Below are 17,562 nucleotides of genomic sequence, written 5' to 3'. Positions count from 1 at the left end.
GGCGATCAACTCATCCGGCGAGATGGGACCGGCACTCCGCGCGGGCCCATCCGTTAAATCAATCCTGGTCGCGGACCGCCCGTCGCCCAGTCGAGAAGCTCAACGGTGTGGACGACGGGGACGGTCGTGCCGCTGGCAATCTGCATCATGCAGCCGATATTGCCTGCCGCGATTACATTCGGCCTGACGGTCGCGATGTTGGCGACCTTGCGATCACGCAGCTTCATCGCAATGTCAGGCTGGAGAATGTTGTAGGTCCCCGCCGAACCGCAACACAGATGACTCTCCGGTATATCTTTCACCACGAATCCGGACTTGGAAAGCAATTCTTTCGGAATGCTCGTGATTTTCTGCCCATGTTGCAGCGAGCATGCGGAGTGATAGGCGACGACGATGTCATCGTGCTGAGAAGTCGGCTGCAGATCGAAGCCCGCGAGATACTCGCTGACATCCTTCGCGAGCGCCGAGACGGTGGCGGCCGGTGCCGCATATTGCGGGTCTTCGCGCAGCATGTGGCCGTAGTCCTTGATCACGGTGCCGCAGCCGGACGTCGTGATCAGGATGGCATCGAGCCCTCCGCGCCGGGCCTCGGCGGTCCATGCATCGACGTTGGCGCGCGCCTTTGCCAGCGCATCAGCGTCCTGCCCCATGTGATGGGTCAGCGCACCGCAGCATTGCTCGTCCTTGACCAGCACGACCTCGATGCCGTGCCGCGTCAGGACGTTGATGGCGGCCTGGTTGATTCGCGGCGCCAGCACAGCTTGCGCGCAGCCCTGCAGCAGCGCCACACGCCCGCGACGCGCGCCCTGCGCCGGAAACACGCTGCCGCCGGACGGGCCCGGTGCCGGCAGCTTGCCGGGCGCGAGATCGAGCATGGCGCGCAGGCGCCGCAGCAGGCCCGGCGCAGGCCCGGCTGAAGCGGAGGTCGCAGGCAGCAACGCCTTCAATGGCCGGCCCAGCCGCGCCAAGGTCATGGCGAGGCGAAACTCGCGCGGCCGGGGCAGCACGTAGGCGAGCACGGCGCGCAACAGCCGGTCCGCCAGCGGGCGCTGGAACGTCTCCTCGATTCGCACCCGCGCCTGATCGACGAGGTGCATGTAGTGGACGCCCGAGGGACAGGTCGTCATGCAGGACAGGCAGGACAGGCAGCGATCGATGTGCTTGACGACGTCGGCGGTCGGCGCCTGGTCCTTCTCGAGCATCTGCTTGATCAGGTAGATCCGCCCACGCGGGCTGTCGAGCTCGTCCCCGAGCAGCACATAGGTCGGACAGGTCGCCGTGCAGAAGCCGCAATGGACGCAGGCGCGCAGGATCTTGTCCGCCACCGCGATATCGGGGTCGGCCAGCTGCGCCAGGGTGAATTCGGTCTTCATGACGCAACGCTCCGCCTGATACGGCCGCGGTTGAGAATGGTCTTCGGATCGAAGGACGCGCGAACCCGATCTTCCAGCGCCGCCACACCGGGGGACTGCGGCTGGAACACATCGACGGCGAGGCGCATCTCGTCCCACGCGCGCAGCAGCGTCGCGTGACCGCCGGCGGCCTCCACATGCTTGCGCACCAGGCCCACGGAGGCGTCCGGCTTCGGCGGAAGTGCCGCCCAGATCAACCCGCCGCCCCAATCGTAGATCACCTCGCCGCCGGTCTGGCGCGTCAGCGCCTGCCCGACGGCACCGCCGGACACCGGCGGACAGACGATCCGCCACACCGGCCAGGCGCCGAGCGGACCATTGGCGGCGAACGGCAGCACGTCCCGGACGGCGCTCCAGACCTTGGCGGAAGCGTCGTCCGCGATGACGTCGACGGCGCCGAACGTCGCGAGCTGCCTGGCGAGCGACGCCGCACGATGCGCGGCGGAGGCCGTGATGCCCTCGAGCCTGAGCACCGTGACCGCCTCGCGCGGCGCCCCGATCAGGCTCAGCCCCTCGACCTCGGGCCGCAGCGCCGAGGCCGGCAGATGCGCGGCGCCGGAGACGTCGAACGCCGAGCCCAGCGCCGCCGTCATGACCCGGTTGGCGGTGAGATCATCGAGCCCGCGCAGCACCAGGCTGCGCTCGGATTCCGGCCGCGGCATCACCTTCAGCGTCGCCTCGGTCATGACCGCGAGCGTGCCCCAGGAGCCCGCCAGCAGCTTGCAGAGATCGTAGCCGGTGACGTTCTTGACCACCTTGCCGCCGGTCTTGAAGCTCTCGCCGAAGCCGGAGACGGCATGCGCGCCGAGCAGGTGATCGCGCACCCCGCCGGCCCGGATGCGCCGGGGACCAGCCAGCCCGACCGCGATCATGCCGCCGAGCGTGCCGCGGCCCGGCGTGCCGAGCAGAGGCCCGGTGTCCATCGGCTCGAACGCGAATTGCTGGCTCTTGGAATCGATCAGCGACAGCAGGTCGGCGAGCGGCGCGCCGGCCTGCGCGGTGATGATGAGTTCGTTCGGCTCGTAGCCTATGACCGCGCTCAGCGCCGACAGGTCGAGCACGGCGTTGGTCGCCGTGACCTGGCCGATCCCACGCTTCGACCCGTGGCCGATGACATCGAGCGGCTGCTCGCTCGCGATCGCGGCGCGAACCACCTCCTCCACGTCGGCTGCGTTGCGTACTTTGAGGGCGTCCACCGCTGCTCGCCTTGCTTGTTGATGATGCCAGCCGGCCCAGCGCGAAGCGCGGCCACCGGCGTTGCAGCCTTTCTAAAGAGTTGGAGGCCGGACACAAGAGCAGCCACGACGGAACGTTCGCGAGCGATCCGCGTGGCGCCGCGCCGTCGTGCTCGGCGGCATCGAGGCCTCGCTGCGTTGCAGTTCTATCGCATATGACGCTGCCAGAGGCGGGCCAAGCTGTTTCAAAGTCGTCATGGCCGGGCCTGTCCCGGCCATCCACGTCGTCCGGCGCCTTTGGACCGACGTGGATGCCCGGGACAAGCCCGGGCATGACGGAGTAACTCATTGGCAGGCGTTCGTGCCGCGATTGCCGCATTTCGTCAAATGCGATCGCCCTGCCGCCGGAAACTCCGGCGAAGCATCCATCCTTCGTCCGCCATCGAAGGATCGGTCGCAGGAATCGAGCTATCGATGCCCTCTTAGGACGTCAACGAGAGGACCGATCGCAATGACCGGATATGCAATCGAGACGAAAACCGTGAACGAGGCCGTCAGCGGCGGCGGCCTGCTGGTGGTGGCACAATGGGAGGCGAGGGCCGGCGAGGCCGACCGCGTCGCCGAGATCCTGTCGCGCTTTCTGCCCGAGGCGCAGCGCGAGCCCGGCGCAAAACTGTTCCTGATCTCCCGCGCCAAGGACAACCCGGCGCAGTTCCTGTTCTACGAGCTGTTCCGCGACGAGGCCGCGTTCAAGGCCCACCAGGACAGCGAGCACTTCAAGACCTATATCGCCGGCCAGGCCCTGCCGCTGCTGGCCCGGCGCGAGCGGATGCAATACGGCTTGATCTAGACGACCGTCTTCGTGAAATCGGCCCCCGTGGATGGGTTGAGCTCTCGCCATCCCCAACGCCGTCATGCTCCGCCCCCGGGCCTCGCCGTCGGCGAGCCCGAGGGCAGGCTCCGGCGGAGCATCCAGTACTCCGCGGCCGAAAAGATCGGGCCGAGACGTCACGGCGTACTGGATCGTCCGCCTTCGCGGACGATGACAGCGAGGGCTTATCCATAGATCGGCTAATTACGGCGACACTGCACTTAACATGGCCGAGGTAATCAAGCGATGGCCGCTAGGACGCGAAGTGCTTGATGATATTCCTCAGGCAGACGTCCATATACCCGTTCCACTGGCTCTTGACGAAGAGCGTCAGAGGCAACCTGGTGAGGCGGTTCTTGGCGTGGAAGGTGTAGGTCCACCTGACCCTCGTCCCGCCCTCGGTCGCTTCAAACCAGAATTGGCCGGTCGCGCCGGTCATGAGGTGCTTCAGGGCGAAGCTCGGGTTGCTGACCCGATACGCGAAGTACGCGGCGCGGTCGTAGTGCGTCACACCTTCGTCCACCGTGCTGCCGTCCGCCAGATGCACGACCCGATGCGAACCAGGCTGATCCCAAGGTCCGGAGATGTCGGAGGTGAACGCGACCGCGGGGACGAGCCCATAGCCCGTGAGGATTTTCGGCAGCACGTCTTCCGCAGCCACGAAGTCGAACACGTCATCGATCCGTCCCGGCACGAAGGCTTCGTGTGTAACCGCCACCGTCAGATGATTTGCCAAGTGATTTTCCATGGCCTTGGACATGCTGATCTCCTTCATTGCCAGCCGGGGTGGCTGTTGAAGGCAATCTAACCGGTAGCCATTACCTCGATAATCCGTCATTATCGGTACGGGCTGTACGGAGAATTGGACATTGGCCGCCAACCTCACCGATCTCCACGCGTTTCTGGCGGTCGCGCACTCCAGAGGCTTTCGAGACGCCGCACGCACGCTCGGCGTGAGCCCCACGACGCTCAGCACGACCGTCCAACGGCTTGAAACCAGCCTCGGCATTCGTCTGCTGCATCGCACGACCCGCAGCGTCACCCCGACGGAGGCCGGCCACCGGCTGATCGAACGGCTGGCGCCAGCGCTCGGCGAAGTCGAGGCTGCACTCGCCGCCATCAACGGATTTCGAGATCGGCCCGCCGGGACACTCAGGCTCAACGTTCCCGTCAGCGCGGCGCGACTGGTGTTGCCCGCCATCCTCCCCGGCTTCCTGGCGCTCTACCCCGACATTCAAATGGAGGTCGTTGCCGAGGATGGCTTTGTGGACGTCCTGGCCGCAGGTTGCGACGCCGGCGTGCGCTACGATGACCGGCTGGAGCAGGACATGATTGCGGTTCCGATCGGGCCGCGTGTCCAGCGCCTGGCGATCGCCGCCGCGCCTGTTTACTTCAAGCATCTCGAACGACCGATGCACCCGCGCGATCTCCTCCGTCACCGATGCCTGCGTGGACGGTTCGGGAACGGCGCTCTGATGAGCCCGTGGGAATTCGAGCGTGACGGCGAGACGGTTCGAATCGAGCCACAGGGGCCGTTGATCGTCACCATCAGCGGCGCAATGGATCTGGCCGTTGACATGGCCATCGCCGGTGTCGGCATCATCGCCCTGTTCGAAGACTGGCTGCGTCCGCACTTCCTAAGCGGGGCCTTGGTCCCCGTCCTGCAGGACTGGTGGCCATCCTTCCCAGGGCCGCACCTTTACTACTCGGGACGCCGCCTTGTTCCCCCGCCCCTGCGGGCTTTCCTGGACTTCATCAAACTCGCCAACGAGAAAAGCACCGAGGGATCTGGCCAGTGAGCGCGCCCCGCACAGAACCGTGCGGGCCCAATTAAGGCATACCGCTCCGATCTCGGGAGCGGCGGTTCCGGGTTATCAGCTCATGACTTTGCTGTCATCGCTGCTGCGGAGCGCAGTTACGCCGGGGAGGGCGCGGCCGCGTTCAGGGCCTGGGCAATGTCGGCGATCAGGTCGCTGGGATGCTCGATGCCGATCGACAATCGGATCGTCGAATCCAGGATGCCGATCTTCTGCCTGACAGCAGCCGGCACGCCGGAATGGGTCATGCTGGCGGGCAGGCTTGCGAGCGACTCCGTGCCGCCCAGGCTGACGGCCAGCTTGAAGATCTGCAGCGCGTTGAGGAATTTGAAGGCGGCGGCCTGGCCGCCTGCGATGTCGAACGAGAAGGTCGAGCCGGCGCCGCTGCACTGGCGCCGGAAGACGCGGCCTGCGGCCGAGGCCTCGTCGAGATGGCCGAGGTAATGAACCTTGGCCGCCCTGGGGTGGTCGCGCAGATAGTCCGCGACGATGAGCGCGTTGGCATCGGCTTTCTCCATCCGGATGCTCAAGGTCTCGAGCGAGCGGCTCAGCATCCAGCAGGAGTGCGGGTCGAGCTGGGTGCCGATGGCGCCGCGCAACGCCTTCACGTTCGTCATGATGGACTTGGCGCCGAGCGCGGCGCCGGCGATCAGGTCGGAATGACCGCCGATATATTTGGTCAGCGAGTAGAGCGAGATGTCCGCGCCGTGCTCGATCGGCCGTTGAAACACCGGGCCGAGCAGCGTGTTGTCGCAGGCGACCAGCGGCGTATGTCCCTGCGCCCGGCCGATCGTGTCGGCGACACGGCGCACCATCGCGATGTCGACCAGGCCGTTGGTGGGATTGGCCGGGGTTTCGATGAAGATCATCGCGACCCGCCCCTTGCGCATCGCATCCTGCGCCGCCGCGTCGACCGCGGCTTCGTCGACGCCGTCGGCGAAGCCGACCGCGCCGATGGACAGGCCGGCCAGCGTCTTGCTGAACAGCGTCTCGGTGCCGCCATAGAGCGGCTGCGAGTGCAGGATCACATCGCCCGGGCGCACGACGGCGAGGATCGTGGTCGCGATCGCCGACATGCCGGACGAGAACAGCGCGCATTTGTCGGTGCGTTCGTAGATGGCGAGCCGGTCCTCGACGATCTCGCTGTTCGGGTGGTTGAACCGCGAATAGACCAGGCCCGCGCCGCCCTCAGGCGGCTCGCGGCGGCCCGAGACGAAATCGAAGAAATCCTGTCCGTCCTCCGCGCTCTTGAACACGAAGGTCGAGGTGAGGAACACCGGCGGCTTGACCGCGCCTTCCGACAGCTGCGGATCGTAGCCGTAGTTCAGCATCAGCGTTTCCGGATGCAGCGCATGGTTGCCGATATGGGTTTTTGACGGAAACGGCTTTGTCATGGTTCACCTGTGCGAATGATCGGACCGCAGCCGCGAACATCGCGCGGCCGCCACCATGTCGATAGTCTATCAGATGATGGGCGGTGCGCCTGCAGCGTCGTCAAAGTTCCGCGAGAACCAAGCGGACGCGTTTTCACCGTCATTCCGGGGCAATCGTCAATGCGAAGACGCTAAACGGCTGCGCGTTGGTGAATGAACGCGGAATAACCGTGACAGCATTGATATGGCCGAGAAATCGGACAATGCGGTAAGGCAACGGCCCAGTGGGCCATCATAATTAAGTGCACGGTCACCGTACTCCTCTCCCTGTCCTTACGGGGAGAGGGTTGGGGTGAGGGGCAGCGGCACGGGAAGTAAATATTCGTGTGAGATCATGCTGGATTGCAGTTTAAGATCGAAACGCTGCGCTATATTGGTATGGCATGATTCTTTTCCCGTCAGTCGGACAAATGTTCTGTCGGAGGTTTTGTCATGTTAGATGCTTACCTCAGGAAGGGAGCTAGGCTTCCTACCGAGCTTATTGAGGGCCGTAGAGTTATTGAAGATGTTATTACCTCTACTCTATTTGGTCCACTAAAGTTCATGGACGCTAATAGCGCTGGTCAGATACTTTCCTGGTTTTCTCGTAGGAAGCCTGAGAGTCACGCTAAGGTTCGGGACGTTCAGTTTTGGCCGCGCTTCCAAGTCGATGAGAGATCTGCGAATGAGTACACGATTGAGCCGGACCTAGTCATTGACGGATACGTCGACAACGAGGCGTTCCGATGGATCATTGAAGTAAAGTGGGATGCTATGTTGCATCTCCAGCAGGTCCAGGATCAAGTTAGGATTTGCTCTGAAGGTCAACGAGATTGGGTCCATATTTCACTAGTAAAGTCGGCCGATCTTGCCAGCTTCGAATGCGCCGATACCATCATCATCCAGTGGAATCAGGTGCTGAGCGCTCTTCAAGAAGTCATTCGATCTGGCGAGGCAAAAGGTTCCAGCTCGATCTGGTGCAAAGACGCTGTCGCGTTTCTTGAGAAGCTCGGAATTGGAGCGTTCGAAGGTTTTGATCAATTGGGCCTTGTTCCGGTAGCGGTGGAAGAAATCGATCTCCACGTAAGTCAAGCATTTTTCCTGAGTTCTCGGATCGAAGTGGAGCAAGTCGCTTTCTCATTGAATCACTAGGGGGTTTTGCAATGTCGAATATCTACAATTCATTCTTGAACGTCGTGAAGGTCACGAGCGAGCTTTCAACCCTTCAACAATCCGCCCGCGATCTTTTTCGGGCGCCAAATGGATTTGACGTTTCATCGTTTGCCTGGACGCCGCATGAGAAGCAGAGTGAGAACGAGTGGGTCTATGTTTGGGCGTCGATCGGTGCTACGGTTTACGCTGAGGGACCGAGGAAGAAGAACCCGATCGGCCGATTGCTTCTCTGTATGGATCTCTATCGAGAAACGGCACCGACTACCGCTAAAGCTGCGCTACCTCATGCGTCAGAAAGCCTTTTGACTTGTGTTTTCATTTCAGGGAAAAACGTCACTGACAAAACCTATGATCCGTTAGCTCTCCAGTTCGACACGAGCGGGTGGCCGATCTACGCGGATATGTTCGTTGCGCATGAAGGTGGACGGTTACTTCAGTACTTGGAACAGGACGATCGTGACAACCCTGATTGGACTAAACGCGAATGGCTGTTCGCTGTGCCGCTGTCCGCAATCTCGAACACGGCTCAATTTCGCAAGGAACTAGTCGAACCGTTCTGGAACCTGATCTCAAACAAGAGGGAAGATACCATCTTTCCGGAGAGCGGTGCAGCCTGTAGATTCCCTTTAAGTCGACCGGCCGCACCTCCCTCGTAGAGAACAGAAGTGCCCGGCATAAGTTCGGACGCCGGATACCGGGACCGCTTAGAACTTTTCGACGAGACATTTTTTACTTGGCCGAGAGCCCACTGCGAACGGTGGAGGCACGAAACGACTGTTTAGAGTCCATGGCGCTGCCGGAAATTACGGTGACGCTGCGCTTGACGGCCGCGTCGTGCCTCCTATTGGTACCACTCTCGCGGAACCAGTGCGTGAGGTCCGCGCCATTCCTCAATGAGCCGCACACCCGGGAGGCCGCCCCAAACGTCCTCACCTGCGTGATCAAGAATAACGATTTGCAAGCGACCCTTATGCACAACGGCTTGCTGTCCCAAAAGGGCGAAGACCTTGCGCACCGCTTGAATGTCCTCTTCATCGCGAAATTGAGGGTCGATGCCCCGATCGTCATCCCGGGTGGCCGCTCGCTTCGGAAAATAGACTTGGCTGGGTTGGTCATAGACAAGGAGATAAGGCACGCAATGATTGGTCTCGGATAGAAAAAACTCCTGCAGCGCAAGTGTCGTTGCAATGTGATAAGCAAGCCAGTTCGCGCCGCTCCCGATTTCCCAGAGAAAGTCGCTGCGTGTTCCGCGAACGACCTTTATCGTTAGATCGTCGATCGCAAGCTGCACGGGTGCGTCCTTCCACTCCGCATCGAGCTGAGGAATGAAGCGGTTGACCGCGCTTTCCACAAGCGTAGCCGCATTTCGCAGTTTTCGCTGGACGCCGGCCTCGGCGATGATCCCCTGTAGTTCGCCGGCGAGCGCCCGCAGCTTGGCGATTTCATCTCGCAAAGTGGAGGATTGATCTGCGCGATCGTACAACACGAGGGCTTGCTCCACCCGCCCAAGGAATCTTTCCGTCCGGTCGAAATGATCGGCCGCCGCCTGCGCGGCCTCGGAGCGGCGTTCCAGGTTTGCAATCTCCGCCCGGGTCTCGTTGAGAGCATTGAGAGCTTCTTCCGTTGCGACCCGTACGCGATGCGTTTCCTTGTCAAGCGTGTCCGACAAAGTCGGCTGCGCCCGGAGCTTAACCTCGATCTCCTCCAGATTGTCACAAAGCAAAAGCAATTCGTCTCTGCCACCACGCCCTACTGCTACGAGACTCTCGGACGGAACGGCGACCGTCAGATCCCTTAGCCATTTTGCAAGAGCGAGTCTGTCACGCTGGATATGGATGGATGCCCCAAACGCATCCGCGCTTTCTCGAAGCCGACGCAATTCGTTGAGTCGCTGCCGGTGCTCGGCGAGTGATGCCGCTTGTGCGGTCTCCTGCGTCCTGAGGTCGTCGAGCCTACCAAGAGTCGTATCAAGTCCTCGCAGCGAAGGCCGAGCATTCGATCCTTTCGATCTCGCAATAGCACGAAGGAGGTCGAGAATATCAGACCAGCCGGCGGGCAGCACGCTATCTGCCTCAATAACACCTAGTTCGATTGCTTGGCGCACCCATGCTTGCGCCTCGGCCTGCCAAGCCGCATTCGCGGCCACGAGAGCACGCAACTCACTTTCCTTCCGACGCAGGCTTCGATTTACCTGATCCAGTTCGAACCGCGCTTGCAGCACTTCGGCGGTTACGGCGTTTAGGACATAAGGAAAAATGGTCTTAAGCTTCTCGCGATGTTCATTTGTGTCGGCCTTGAAAAACAGTACGTCGGGATTGGCCACGATATTTTGAGGCTGAAAGTTGAAGGCGATTAAATCTCGAAAGCTGGGCCTCGACTTGAAGCCGTCTTCCGACGACGGATCGAAGCCTAGGTTGGTCAAGCCGGCGAGCCGATTAAGCGATGCCTTCACAGTGTCGAGGTTGTGGTTCTTTCCCTCGATGCGACGCGGTACATCAACGTTCGGCCCCTCAATGAAATACATATCGCCGGTGCTTTGCTGATCGCCGGGTGCTCGCCGGGCCAGAAGTTTCTGCCCCTCAATGGTATTTATCACTATGCCGAACCAAGTGCAGTTTTCGCGAATAACGCCAACCGGCACCGTGCATTTTTCGGAGCCGAGGCAATAATCGATGATGGGGATGACGGCGGACTTTCCGGTCTTTGAGGCGCCGCTGATTACGTTGACGGCGCCGAGCTCAAAATCAACGACCCGGGGTTCAACATCATGGCGCGGCCAAAGAATGAGTTTGCTCAATTGGAAATACATTAAAAATCAACCATCAGAGTTTTGGCTATTTGGTGCAGCGAAAATTGTGAGCACCAATAACCGAGCTTCTCAGGAGCGCGGGCGAGTGACGTGAGGCGGTCGGGCAATGTCGGGACGCGGAACCGTTCATCCGCCGTATTGGCCCGCACGGTCGCGTCCGTGGCGCTGATGGAGAGCAAACGATGGTCCGCGCCCATGGCGAGGGACTGCAAGCTCAGTCGACGCAATGAGAGTGTGCGGTTGTGTATCGCCATCAAATTTTCGCGCTCTTCGGCCAGCTTCGCGGCGAACAACGCCAGTCCGGATGCACGCTGTGTTGATGAAATTTTGCTGAGCGTGTGCCGATGCAATACCAGCGGCAAGACGAGGAAAAAGAGGTGAAAGGGAGCTTGGCGCCCATCGCTCGCTTGGTAGCTTACGCCGAAGCGCCAAAGGAGATATGCGCCAAGTGCTGGATTCTGAATAATCTCCAATTCGGAAAGCGACCTATTCATGATGGGTGTCGCCAAGCAAGGCCGCGTAGTCGGGATGCCATCCGAGCTTCAATAGGTTGGCGAGGTCATTAAACGATCCATGCACGAAGTGACTTGGGACGCTACGACCGTCGAGAGCCGCTTCCATCTTCGCGCACTGCCGATAAAGCAACCGACCGCGGACATTGGCCTCTTTTTCCCCGTGAAGATCAGCTACTTCACCTTTAATTGAGCCATGGCGAGCGATCAGGAACTCATCCCAATCCGAAAGGCTCTCTTCGAAAACGAGACCGGCTTCTGCCCAGGTCGTTTTATCAGCGGAGGTACGAAGATAATCGCTAACCGCTCTCACGACTTCTGAGTTCTCCACACCGATCAATTCCAGCTGCTGGATAAAAGCTGGGCGCGATTCTACGACTGCCTTCAGTTCTGCAGGTGGTGGCGCGGTCGTGAATGAGGTCAAAAGCGCGGGTGTATTGGTCTTCTGAACAAACAGACGGAAATCACTCTTGAACCGATCACCATCGAGAATCGGTGCTAGCTTGTCGCGTATTCTCCGGTCCGTTCGCTCCTTGGCTAGGCCGATGCCATACGCACAGATGTCGTCCCACAAAGCGGGGTTTACCGTGGCGGCGATAAGCTCGCGAATCTCCGCAACTGGATCGTCGGTATCCGAGATGAATCTAAAGTTGGAGATTATTGTCTGCTGGTGCTCCGGCGGAGCGTTCAGGAAGTTATTGAGATATGTATCGCACTCTCGCGGCTCTCTCAGCCGCGCTAACTTGCTTTTGATGTAGGCGAGGACAGCGGTAACTTCTTCGATGGTGGTTGCCGCATGCAATGCGGAAACAAATTCTCCCGTTCTCTGTGGAGTGACGTACAGCGTGAAGCGTGTCTTGTTCGCAATAAGTTCGCCTGCAGCAAGCGCCTCTGCCCAATTTGAAAAGGTCTTCCATAGCTCTATCGACCAGTCCGACACAGGATTTTTCCGAGTCGCGCTTTTCGTCTGCTCCACGTCCACCGAGCCGTTGGGATAATGCACGGCAACGTCGTCGAGGAGTTCTAGCGACACCTGGGCCCCGGTTTGACAACGCAAAAGATGCCTGCACATGCGTACGGGCTGCAGGCCAAATCCAAGATATGGACCTTGCGCAGAATGTTTGACCGGTTTTAGAGCAACATCCATAGCTACTGCACGGGAAGGCGCTAATCTGCGAACTCTATTCGTGTAGGAGAGTAGTAGCATAGGTTCTTGCAAAAGGAGCGGGAACCAATTTCCGCCCTATATCGACAGAAAAGGCGGAGCCCGCCGGACTCTGCATGTTGCAGTGCACTCTCGTGAGGCTGACGACGGTCGCGAGAAACTTGAGCGAGAGCGCGGTTACGGTAATGCTGTGGGGCTGATGCCGAAACAGAGACCATGCATTCCCTGGTCATCTGGGAGCGCGGCGATAGTAGTCAGCCAACTTGGATGCCAAAGCGTCGGCAAATCACCTTTTGCGTTTTTGCGCGATCTCACCTCAAAGAGCAGCCGACAGCGACAGAAATCGCCCAGCGCGGAAAAACTCATTTCGCAAGCGATTTCAACGCAGAGCGGCAGGCCTCCTCCGAACGACAGAATTTTCTTCTTTCGTTTTTACAGAAATCGTGCGATCCTGCCCCCATCCCGCCTCACCGAGAGGGGCGTACGCGCGGTCGTCACGATATGCGAGGTGGGGATGCGGTGGCCGTGTCGGGTCGCAGCGTGATCTGATCATGCCGACGAACGACTGCGACGCGGACGTGAAATCGTGTGGTCCTGGTCTCCCGGTGCTGAGACCAAGCCCTGCGATGCTCGGAAACGGGCATGCGGGCGACGGGGGCAATCAAGCCGGTCCCCGGGGAGATCACGTATAAGCGTTAAGACCGCCGCGCGGGGAATGCCGGTTGATCGGCTGAACCTGTGGTACCTGCCGCCTGCATTTTTTTCGCAGGCGGGCCATGGGTGAGGCCTTCACCCGGCATTCCCTGCGCCCTCTCGATGATTTTGAGGGCGGTGTCGATGGCATCACTCGGGCGCAACGCGTCGCGGGGATATTGGCGTGCGTTTGCGGATGGAGGCGGAGGTGATGAGGACGGCTCTCTCGCCGTCATTCCGGGGCGCGCATCGCGCGAGCCCGGAATCCATAGCCACAGGGGGATGTTGTTGGAACGAGATGGAGCGACGCGCGTGCCTCGCATATTGGCCTGTGGTTATGGATTCCGGGCTCGCCCTGGGGCGCCCCGGAATGACGCGGGGAAAGACGAGCGACGGAGCCGTAGGGTGGGCAAAGGCGCGGCGCTGCGCTCTCCTCACGCGCGATCGCAGTGGCGCCGTGCCCACCGTCTCGCCGCGCAACGCGCTGACAGGCGGTGGGCACGCGCCGCCGTTCGGCGTCGCTTTGCCCACCCTACGATTTGTCGTTGCGCGATCGGGCGGACGTCAAGTCGGGCGGACGACCGATGACACCGCCCTGCCCGCGCGCGCCCTTTTCAGAATCTCGGCAGGTCCGGAAACGCGAGCTTGCCGCCGTGGACATGCATGCGGCCGAGTTCGGCGCAGCGGTGCAGGGTCGGAAACACCTTGCCGGGGTTGAGCAGGCCGCGGGCGTCGAACGCGCACTTGACCCGCTGCTGCTGGTTGAGATCGATCTCGGTGAACATCTCCGGCATCAAATCGCGCTTCTCGATGCCGACGCCGTGCTCGCCGGTCAGGACTCCGCCGAGCTCGACGCAGCAGCGCAGGATGTCGGCGCCGAACGCCTCCGCGCGCTCCATCTCGCCCGGCTTGTTGGCGTCGTAGAGGATCAGCGGATGCAGATTGCCGTCGCCAGCGTGGAACACGTTGGCGCAGCCGAGCTGGTACTTCTCCGACAGCTCGCGGATGCGCGCCAGCGCCTTCGGCAGCGCGCCGCGCGGGATCGTGCCGTCCATGCAGAGATAGTCCGGCGAGATCCGGCCGACCGCCGGAAAGGCGGCCTTGCGTCCGGCCCAGAACAAATTGCGCTCGGCCTCGGAGGTCGAGATGCGACAGGTCGTCGAGCCGCAGCCATTGGCGATCGCCTCGACCCGGCCGATCAGCTCGTCGACCTCGACGCCGGGGCCGTCGAGCTCGATGATCAGCAGCGCCTCGACGTCGAGCGGATAGCCGGCATGCACGAAGGCCTCAGCCGCGTGGATCGCCGGCTTGTCCATCATCTCCATGCCGCCAGGAATGATGCCGGCACCGATGATGCGGGCGACGCATTCGCCGGCCGCCTCGACCTCGGCGAAACCGACCATCAGCGCGCGCGCCGTCTCGGGCTTCTGCAGGATGCGAACCGTGACTTCGGTGACGACGCCGAGCAGGCCTTCCGAGCCGGTGATCAATCCCATCAGATCGTAGCCGGCGTTCTCGGCGCATTTGCCGCCGATGCGCAAGACCTCGCCGGTCATCAGGACGATCTCGCAGCCGAGCACGTTGTTGGTGGTCATGCCGTATTTCAGGCAGTGCACGCCGCCGGAATTCTCCGCGACGTTGCCGCCGATCGAGCAGGCGATCTGCGACGACGGGTCCGGCGCATAGTAGAAGCCGGCATGCGCGACCGCCTGGCTGATGGCGAGATTGGTGACGCCGGGTTCGGTGACCACGACGCGGTTGTCGAAGTCGATGTCGCGGATGCGCTTGAACTTGCCGAGCCCGAGCAGCACGCCATCGGCCAGCGGCAGCGCGCCGCCGGACAGCGACGTTCCCGAGCCGCGGGGGACCACCTTGATGCCCTGCTCGTGGCAGTATTTCAGGACCTCGGAGACCTGCCTGGTGGTCTCCGGCAGCACCACCACCATCGGTGGCTGCCGGTAGGCCATCAAGCCGTCGGACTCGTAGGGCAGCATCTCTGCGGCGCTATCAATCACACCTTCGCCGGGCACGATCGCACGCAGTGCAGCAACGATTCCGTCGCGGCGCGCCAGCACGGCTTGATCAGCTTCCGGCATCATGATCGCCATCGCGTTCCTCCGGCCTCGATTTGTCTTGGCATATCAATCACAACCGAAACGGTTTGGATAGGCAGCGGATCAGCTGCCGCACTTTGCGGCAGGGCAACAAGCTCAGCCATTATGCTGATTTCCATCAGCGCATCCCCGCTTGTGCGTCGCTTGAGGCCATGCCACAACCTGCGCGCAAACCCGTCTCGTAACCCACAGAGCCTGATCCATGAAGAACCTGACTTTGAGCGCGCTCGTCATTCTCGCCTCGTCGTCGCTGGCGTCTGCCGCGCTGGCGCAGGATGCAGCCGCCGGCAAGACGTCCTTCAACAAGTGCCTGCCCTGCCATGCGATCGGCGAAGGGGCGAAGAACAAGGTGGGCCCGGAGCTCAACGGCCTCGACGGCCGCAAGTCGGGCACTGCTGCGGACTACAATTACTCGGACGCCAACAAGAACTCGGGCATCACCTGGAACGAGGCGGTCTTCAAGGAATACATCAAGGATCCGAAGGCCAAGATCCCCGGCACCAAGATGACCTTCGCCGGCATCAAGAACGAGACCGAGGTCAACAACCTCTGGGCGTATGTCTCGTCGTTCGACAAGGACGGCAAGCAGAAGCAGTAACGGCCGCCGGCCGACTGCGCCACTCGCGCGCGAACTGCAGAGCCCCGGCCGCCGCCGGGGCTTTTTCATGGCGAGGGCTCCGGCGCCTCGACCGGGGTGACCGCAGCCACCATGCGCTCGACCTCACTGACGACGAGCTCCGGTACGGCGTTCTGCACCATGTGCCCGAGGTCGGGCAGCACGATCAGGCGGGTCTGGGGCACGGCTTGCGCGAACGGGCGGGAATGGATGTCGGTGAAGACCGTCCGGTCGGCCTCCCCGGCCACGATCGTGACCGGGACCTTGATCTCCCCGTAGCGGGGCGCCTGCTCGGTCACCGCCTGCTTCAGCGTGACGAGGTCGCGCGCATTGGCCATGAATTCGCGCGGCCGCAGCAGCAGCGGCGTCGCGCTCTGCTCGACGAAATCATCCGGCATCTGCTGCGGCGCGAACACGCCGCGCGCCCCCGGCGTCACCAGGGCAAGCCCGAGCGGGAGGGTGATCGTATGGGCCAGCAAGGGACCGACGACCGGCACCGTCACCGCCGCATTGTATTGCCCGACCCCGCCCCGCCAGGGATAGGCGACCGGCGCCAGCATCACAAGGCCGGCCACCCGACCGGGAAAGTCCAGCGCCATGCGCAGGCCGAGCGCGCCGCTCCAGGAATGCACCACCAGGATCACCGGACCGACGCCGAGCCGGCTCAGCGCCTCGTCGAGCATGCGCGCCTGAACGGCAGGCGTGGAGTCCTCGGTGCGATCCCGCGAGCTCCATCCGTGGCCGGGCCGATCGACCAGCAGCACCCGATGGCGCTGCGCCAGCAGGTCGCCCAGCGGCCGGCGCATCGCCTCGAGGTTCGAGCTCGCCCCATGGACAAGCAGAAGCGGCGGTCCCGCGGCCTCGCGCGGCCCGATATCCACAAGATTGATGGTGGCGCCGTTGACGCCGATCGCCTGGCCCTGCGGCGGATAGCGCCTTTCGACCACCGCGACGCCGGCGCGCGTGGCCAGGGCAAGCACCCCGAGAGCACCGACGATAGTGATTGATATCATTGATATTTTTCTGCGTGCCACAGAGACAGATACGGAGCCGGCCGGATCCGGTTGCGAGGCGCGCATCGCAAATGCCATGGCCGTGGCACGAATCCTGTCATCACCGCGTCGTCGGCCATTTTATAACCATGGTCCGGACTTTTCCTCGCAATCGGGCACGGGCCATGAATTGCTTCCGGCCAGATCACATCCCGCTCTTCGAAGCAACGGTGATCCGCCCAGAGTGTTAGTTTTGTAGTTTGGCAGGGGGTATCCAATGAGTTTTCGTTCGAGCGAGGCAGCCATCGACGAGATCGTCGCGAGCTGCAATGGCGATCTCCGCGGCGCGCTGAAGGCGTTGCTGCTCGTCAACGAGCATCTCGAGGCTGAAATCGCGCAGCTCTATGCGGCTGCCGCGCAATACGGCCTGCCGGATCGCCGCAGCACCGCGTTCCACTGAGCGGTCGGCCCCTCCGTCGGGGGCACACCGATCATTCGTCGGTTTCGTCGGACGATTCGGCCTTGTTCGGGCACGCGTTGATCGTGGATCGCGCGAGCTTGGCGTCGGCGAGCGATTTGTAGGGGCCGTCGGCGAACCAGATGTCGCCGCCCATGATCGTGACGACCGGATTGCTGGTCACGATCTCGCAGCGATTGGTGGCGCGGTTGCCGACCACCCAGAACAGACCCTCGGCCCAAACGGCCGTTGCCGTCGTCATGAGCAGCGCTGCCGCCAGCATCGCACGCGTCATTGCGTCTCTCCGTCGACCTTTGTCGGCAGAGCAGCAGTTAAGGTCGCGC

General features: G+C 62.0%; 16 protein-coding genes. 6 read left to right on the top strand and 10 right to left on the bottom strand.

The features are described from left to right. Positions 1 to 53 precede the first annotated feature (53 nt). Entirely contained in the window at positions 54 to 1,373 is a 1,320-nt protein-coding gene (glcF, locus tag LQG66_RS30405) for a glycolate oxidase subunit GlcF (RefSeq protein ID WP_231319512.1), read from the bottom strand. Then, a complete protein-coding gene (locus LQG66_RS30400) occupies positions 1,370 to 2,608 on the bottom strand; it encodes an FAD-binding protein (protein ID WP_231319511.1) in 1,239 nt (412 codons plus the stop codon). Before LQG66_RS30400 ends, glcF begins: the two co-directional genes overlap by 4 nt. Positions 2,609 to 3,098: 490 nt before the next feature. On the opposite strand from LQG66_RS30400, the gene LQG66_RS30395 reads away from it, so the two are divergent. Next, on the top strand, positions 3,099 to 3,437 hold the full coding sequence (locus LQG66_RS30395; protein WP_231319510.1) for a putative quinol monooxygenase: 339 nt from the start codon (positions 3,099 to 3,101) through the stop codon (positions 3,435 to 3,437). Positions 3,438 to 3,711: 274 nt separating this feature from the next. Here LQG66_RS30395 and LQG66_RS30390 read toward each other — a convergent pair whose 3' ends face one another. Beyond that, positions 3,712 to 4,218: an SRPBCC family protein gene (locus LQG66_RS30390; protein ID WP_231319509.1), complete on the bottom strand. Its 507-nt coding sequence runs from the start codon at positions 4,216 to 4,218 to the stop codon at positions 3,712 to 3,714. Positions 4,219 to 4,327: 109 nt separating this feature from the next. On the opposite strand from LQG66_RS30390, the gene LQG66_RS30385 reads away from it, so the two are divergent. Then, entirely contained in the window at positions 4,328 to 5,257 is a 930-nt protein-coding gene (locus tag LQG66_RS30385) for a LysR family transcriptional regulator (protein ID WP_231319508.1), read from the top strand. A 116-nt stretch (positions 5,258 to 5,373) separates the two neighbouring features. On the opposite strand, the gene LQG66_RS30380 is transcribed toward LQG66_RS30385, so the two are convergent. Continuing rightward, entirely contained in the window at positions 5,374 to 6,669 is a 1,296-nt protein-coding gene (locus LQG66_RS30380; protein WP_231319507.1) for a cystathionine gamma-synthase family protein, read from the bottom strand. A 471-nt stretch (positions 6,670 to 7,140) separates the two neighbouring features. Between LQG66_RS30380 and LQG66_RS30375 the strand changes: the two genes are divergently transcribed. Together LQG66_RS30375 and LQG66_RS30370 are read left to right on the top strand one after the other, a co-directional pair. Further along, positions 7,141 to 7,839, top strand: a complete 699-nt coding sequence (locus tag LQG66_RS30375) for a hypothetical protein (RefSeq protein ID WP_231319506.1) — start codon at positions 7,141 to 7,143, stop codon at positions 7,837 to 7,839. An 11-nt stretch (positions 7,840 to 7,850) separates the two neighbouring features. After that, the gene (locus tag LQG66_RS30370) at positions 7,851 to 8,516 is read left to right on the top strand and encodes a hypothetical protein (RefSeq protein WP_231319505.1); all 666 of its coding nucleotides are present in this window, start codon (positions 7,851 to 7,853) and stop codon (positions 8,514 to 8,516) included. A 185-nt stretch (positions 8,517 to 8,701) separates the two neighbouring features. Here LQG66_RS30370 and LQG66_RS30365 read toward each other — a convergent pair whose 3' ends face one another. From LQG66_RS30365 to LQG66_RS30350, 4 genes are all read right to left on the bottom strand, one after another. Next, the gene (locus LQG66_RS30365) at positions 8,702 to 10,669 is read right to left on the bottom strand and encodes a DUF3732 domain-containing protein (RefSeq protein WP_231319504.1); all 1,968 of its coding nucleotides are present in this window, start codon (positions 10,667 to 10,669) and stop codon (positions 8,702 to 8,704) included. Beyond that, a complete protein-coding gene (locus tag LQG66_RS30360) occupies positions 10,669 to 11,163 on the bottom strand; it encodes a three component ABC system middle component (RefSeq protein ID WP_231319503.1) in 495 nt (164 codons plus the stop codon). The genes LQG66_RS30365 and LQG66_RS30360 overlap by 1 nt, the downstream gene beginning before the upstream one ends. Continuing rightward, on the bottom strand, positions 11,156 to 12,328 hold the full coding sequence (locus LQG66_RS30355) for an ABC-three component system protein (RefSeq protein WP_231319502.1): 1,173 nt from the start codon (positions 12,326 to 12,328) through the stop codon (positions 11,156 to 11,158). The genes LQG66_RS30360 and LQG66_RS30355 overlap by 8 nt, the downstream gene beginning before the upstream one ends. Positions 12,329 to 13,653: 1,325 nt before the next feature. Beyond that, on the bottom strand, positions 13,654 to 15,147 hold the full coding sequence (locus LQG66_RS30350) for an FAD-linked oxidase C-terminal domain-containing protein (RefSeq protein ID WP_231319501.1): 1,494 nt from the start codon (positions 15,145 to 15,147) through the stop codon (positions 13,654 to 13,656). Between the two features lie 208 nt (positions 15,148 to 15,355). Here LQG66_RS30350 and cycA point away from each other — a divergent pair, with 208 nt between their 5' ends. Then, positions 15,356 to 15,751, top strand: a complete 396-nt coding sequence (gene cycA, locus LQG66_RS30345; protein ID WP_231319500.1) for a cytochrome c-550 CycA — start codon at positions 15,356 to 15,358, stop codon at positions 15,749 to 15,751. 65 nt (positions 15,752 to 15,816) lie between these two features. Here cycA and LQG66_RS30340 read toward each other — a convergent pair whose 3' ends face one another. Then, the gene (locus LQG66_RS30340) at positions 15,817 to 16,782 is read right to left on the bottom strand and encodes an alpha/beta fold hydrolase (protein WP_231319499.1); all 966 of its coding nucleotides are present in this window, start codon (positions 16,780 to 16,782) and stop codon (positions 15,817 to 15,819) included. 256 nt (positions 16,783 to 17,038) lie between these two features. Here LQG66_RS30340 and LQG66_RS30335 point away from each other — a divergent pair, with 256 nt between their 5' ends. Beyond that, positions 17,039 to 17,221 (top strand): hypothetical protein, encoded by a 183-nt coding sequence (locus tag LQG66_RS30335; protein WP_231319498.1) that lies wholly within the window; start codon positions 17,039 to 17,041, stop codon positions 17,219 to 17,221. A gap of 31 nt (positions 17,222 to 17,252) precedes the next feature. Here LQG66_RS30335 and LQG66_RS30330 read toward each other — a convergent pair whose 3' ends face one another. Then, positions 17,253 to 17,513, bottom strand: a complete 261-nt coding sequence (locus LQG66_RS30330) for a hypothetical protein (protein WP_231319497.1) — start codon at positions 17,511 to 17,513, stop codon at positions 17,253 to 17,255. Between the last annotated feature and the right edge of the window lie 49 nt (positions 17,514 to 17,562).

The organism is Bradyrhizobium ontarionense (assembly GCF_021088345.1).
GTDB classification, from domain to species: Bacteria; Pseudomonadota; Alphaproteobacteria; order Rhizobiales; family Xanthobacteraceae; genus Bradyrhizobium; species Bradyrhizobium ontarionense.
This window is presented reverse-complemented; position numbering and strand designations above follow the sequence as displayed.

Coding starts and splice junctions, on each gene's coding strand:
- glcF (WP_231319512.1), bottom strand. CDS start 1,373: ATGAAGACCGAATTCACCCTGGCGCAGCTGGCCGACCCCGATATCGCG.
- LQG66_RS30395 (WP_231319510.1), top strand. CDS start 3,099: ATGACCGGATATGCAATCGAGACGAAAACCGTGAACGAGGCCGTCAGC.
- LQG66_RS30390 (WP_231319509.1), bottom strand. CDS start 4,218: ATGTCCAAGGCCATGGAAAATCACTTGGCAAATCATCTGACGGTGGCG.
- LQG66_RS30380 (WP_231319507.1), bottom strand. CDS start 6,669: ATGACAAAGCCGTTTCCGTCAAAAACCCATATCGGCAACCATGCGCTG.
- LQG66_RS30375 (WP_231319506.1), top strand. CDS start 7,141: ATGTTAGATGCTTACCTCAGGAAGGGAGCTAGGCTTCCTACCGAGCTT.
- LQG66_RS30370 (WP_231319505.1), top strand. CDS start 7,851: ATGTCGAATATCTACAATTCATTCTTGAACGTCGTGAAGGTCACGAGC.
- LQG66_RS30365 (WP_231319504.1), bottom strand. CDS start 10,669: ATGTATTTCCAATTGAGCAAACTCATTCTTTGGCCGCGCCATGATGTT.
- LQG66_RS30360 (WP_231319503.1), bottom strand. CDS start 11,163: ATGAATAGGTCGCTTTCCGAATTGGAGATTATTCAGAATCCAGCACTT.
- LQG66_RS30355 (WP_231319502.1), bottom strand. CDS start 12,328: ATGGATGTTGCTCTAAAACCGGTCAAACATTCTGCGCAAGGTCCATAT.
- LQG66_RS30350 (WP_231319501.1), bottom strand. CDS start 15,147: ATGGCGATCATGATGCCGGAAGCTGATCAAGCCGTGCTGGCGCGCCGC.
- cycA (WP_231319500.1), top strand. CDS start 15,356: ATGAAGAACCTGACTTTGAGCGCGCTCGTCATTCTCGCCTCGTCGTCG.
- LQG66_RS30340 (WP_231319499.1), bottom strand. CDS start 16,782: ATGATATCAATCACTATCGTCGGTGCTCTCGGGGTGCTTGCCCTGGCC.
- LQG66_RS30335 (WP_231319498.1), top strand. CDS start 17,039: ATGAGTTTTCGTTCGAGCGAGGCAGCCATCGACGAGATCGTCGCGAGC.
- LQG66_RS30330 (WP_231319497.1), bottom strand. CDS start 17,513: ATGACGCGTGCGATGCTGGCGGCAGCGCTGCTCATGACGACGGCAACG.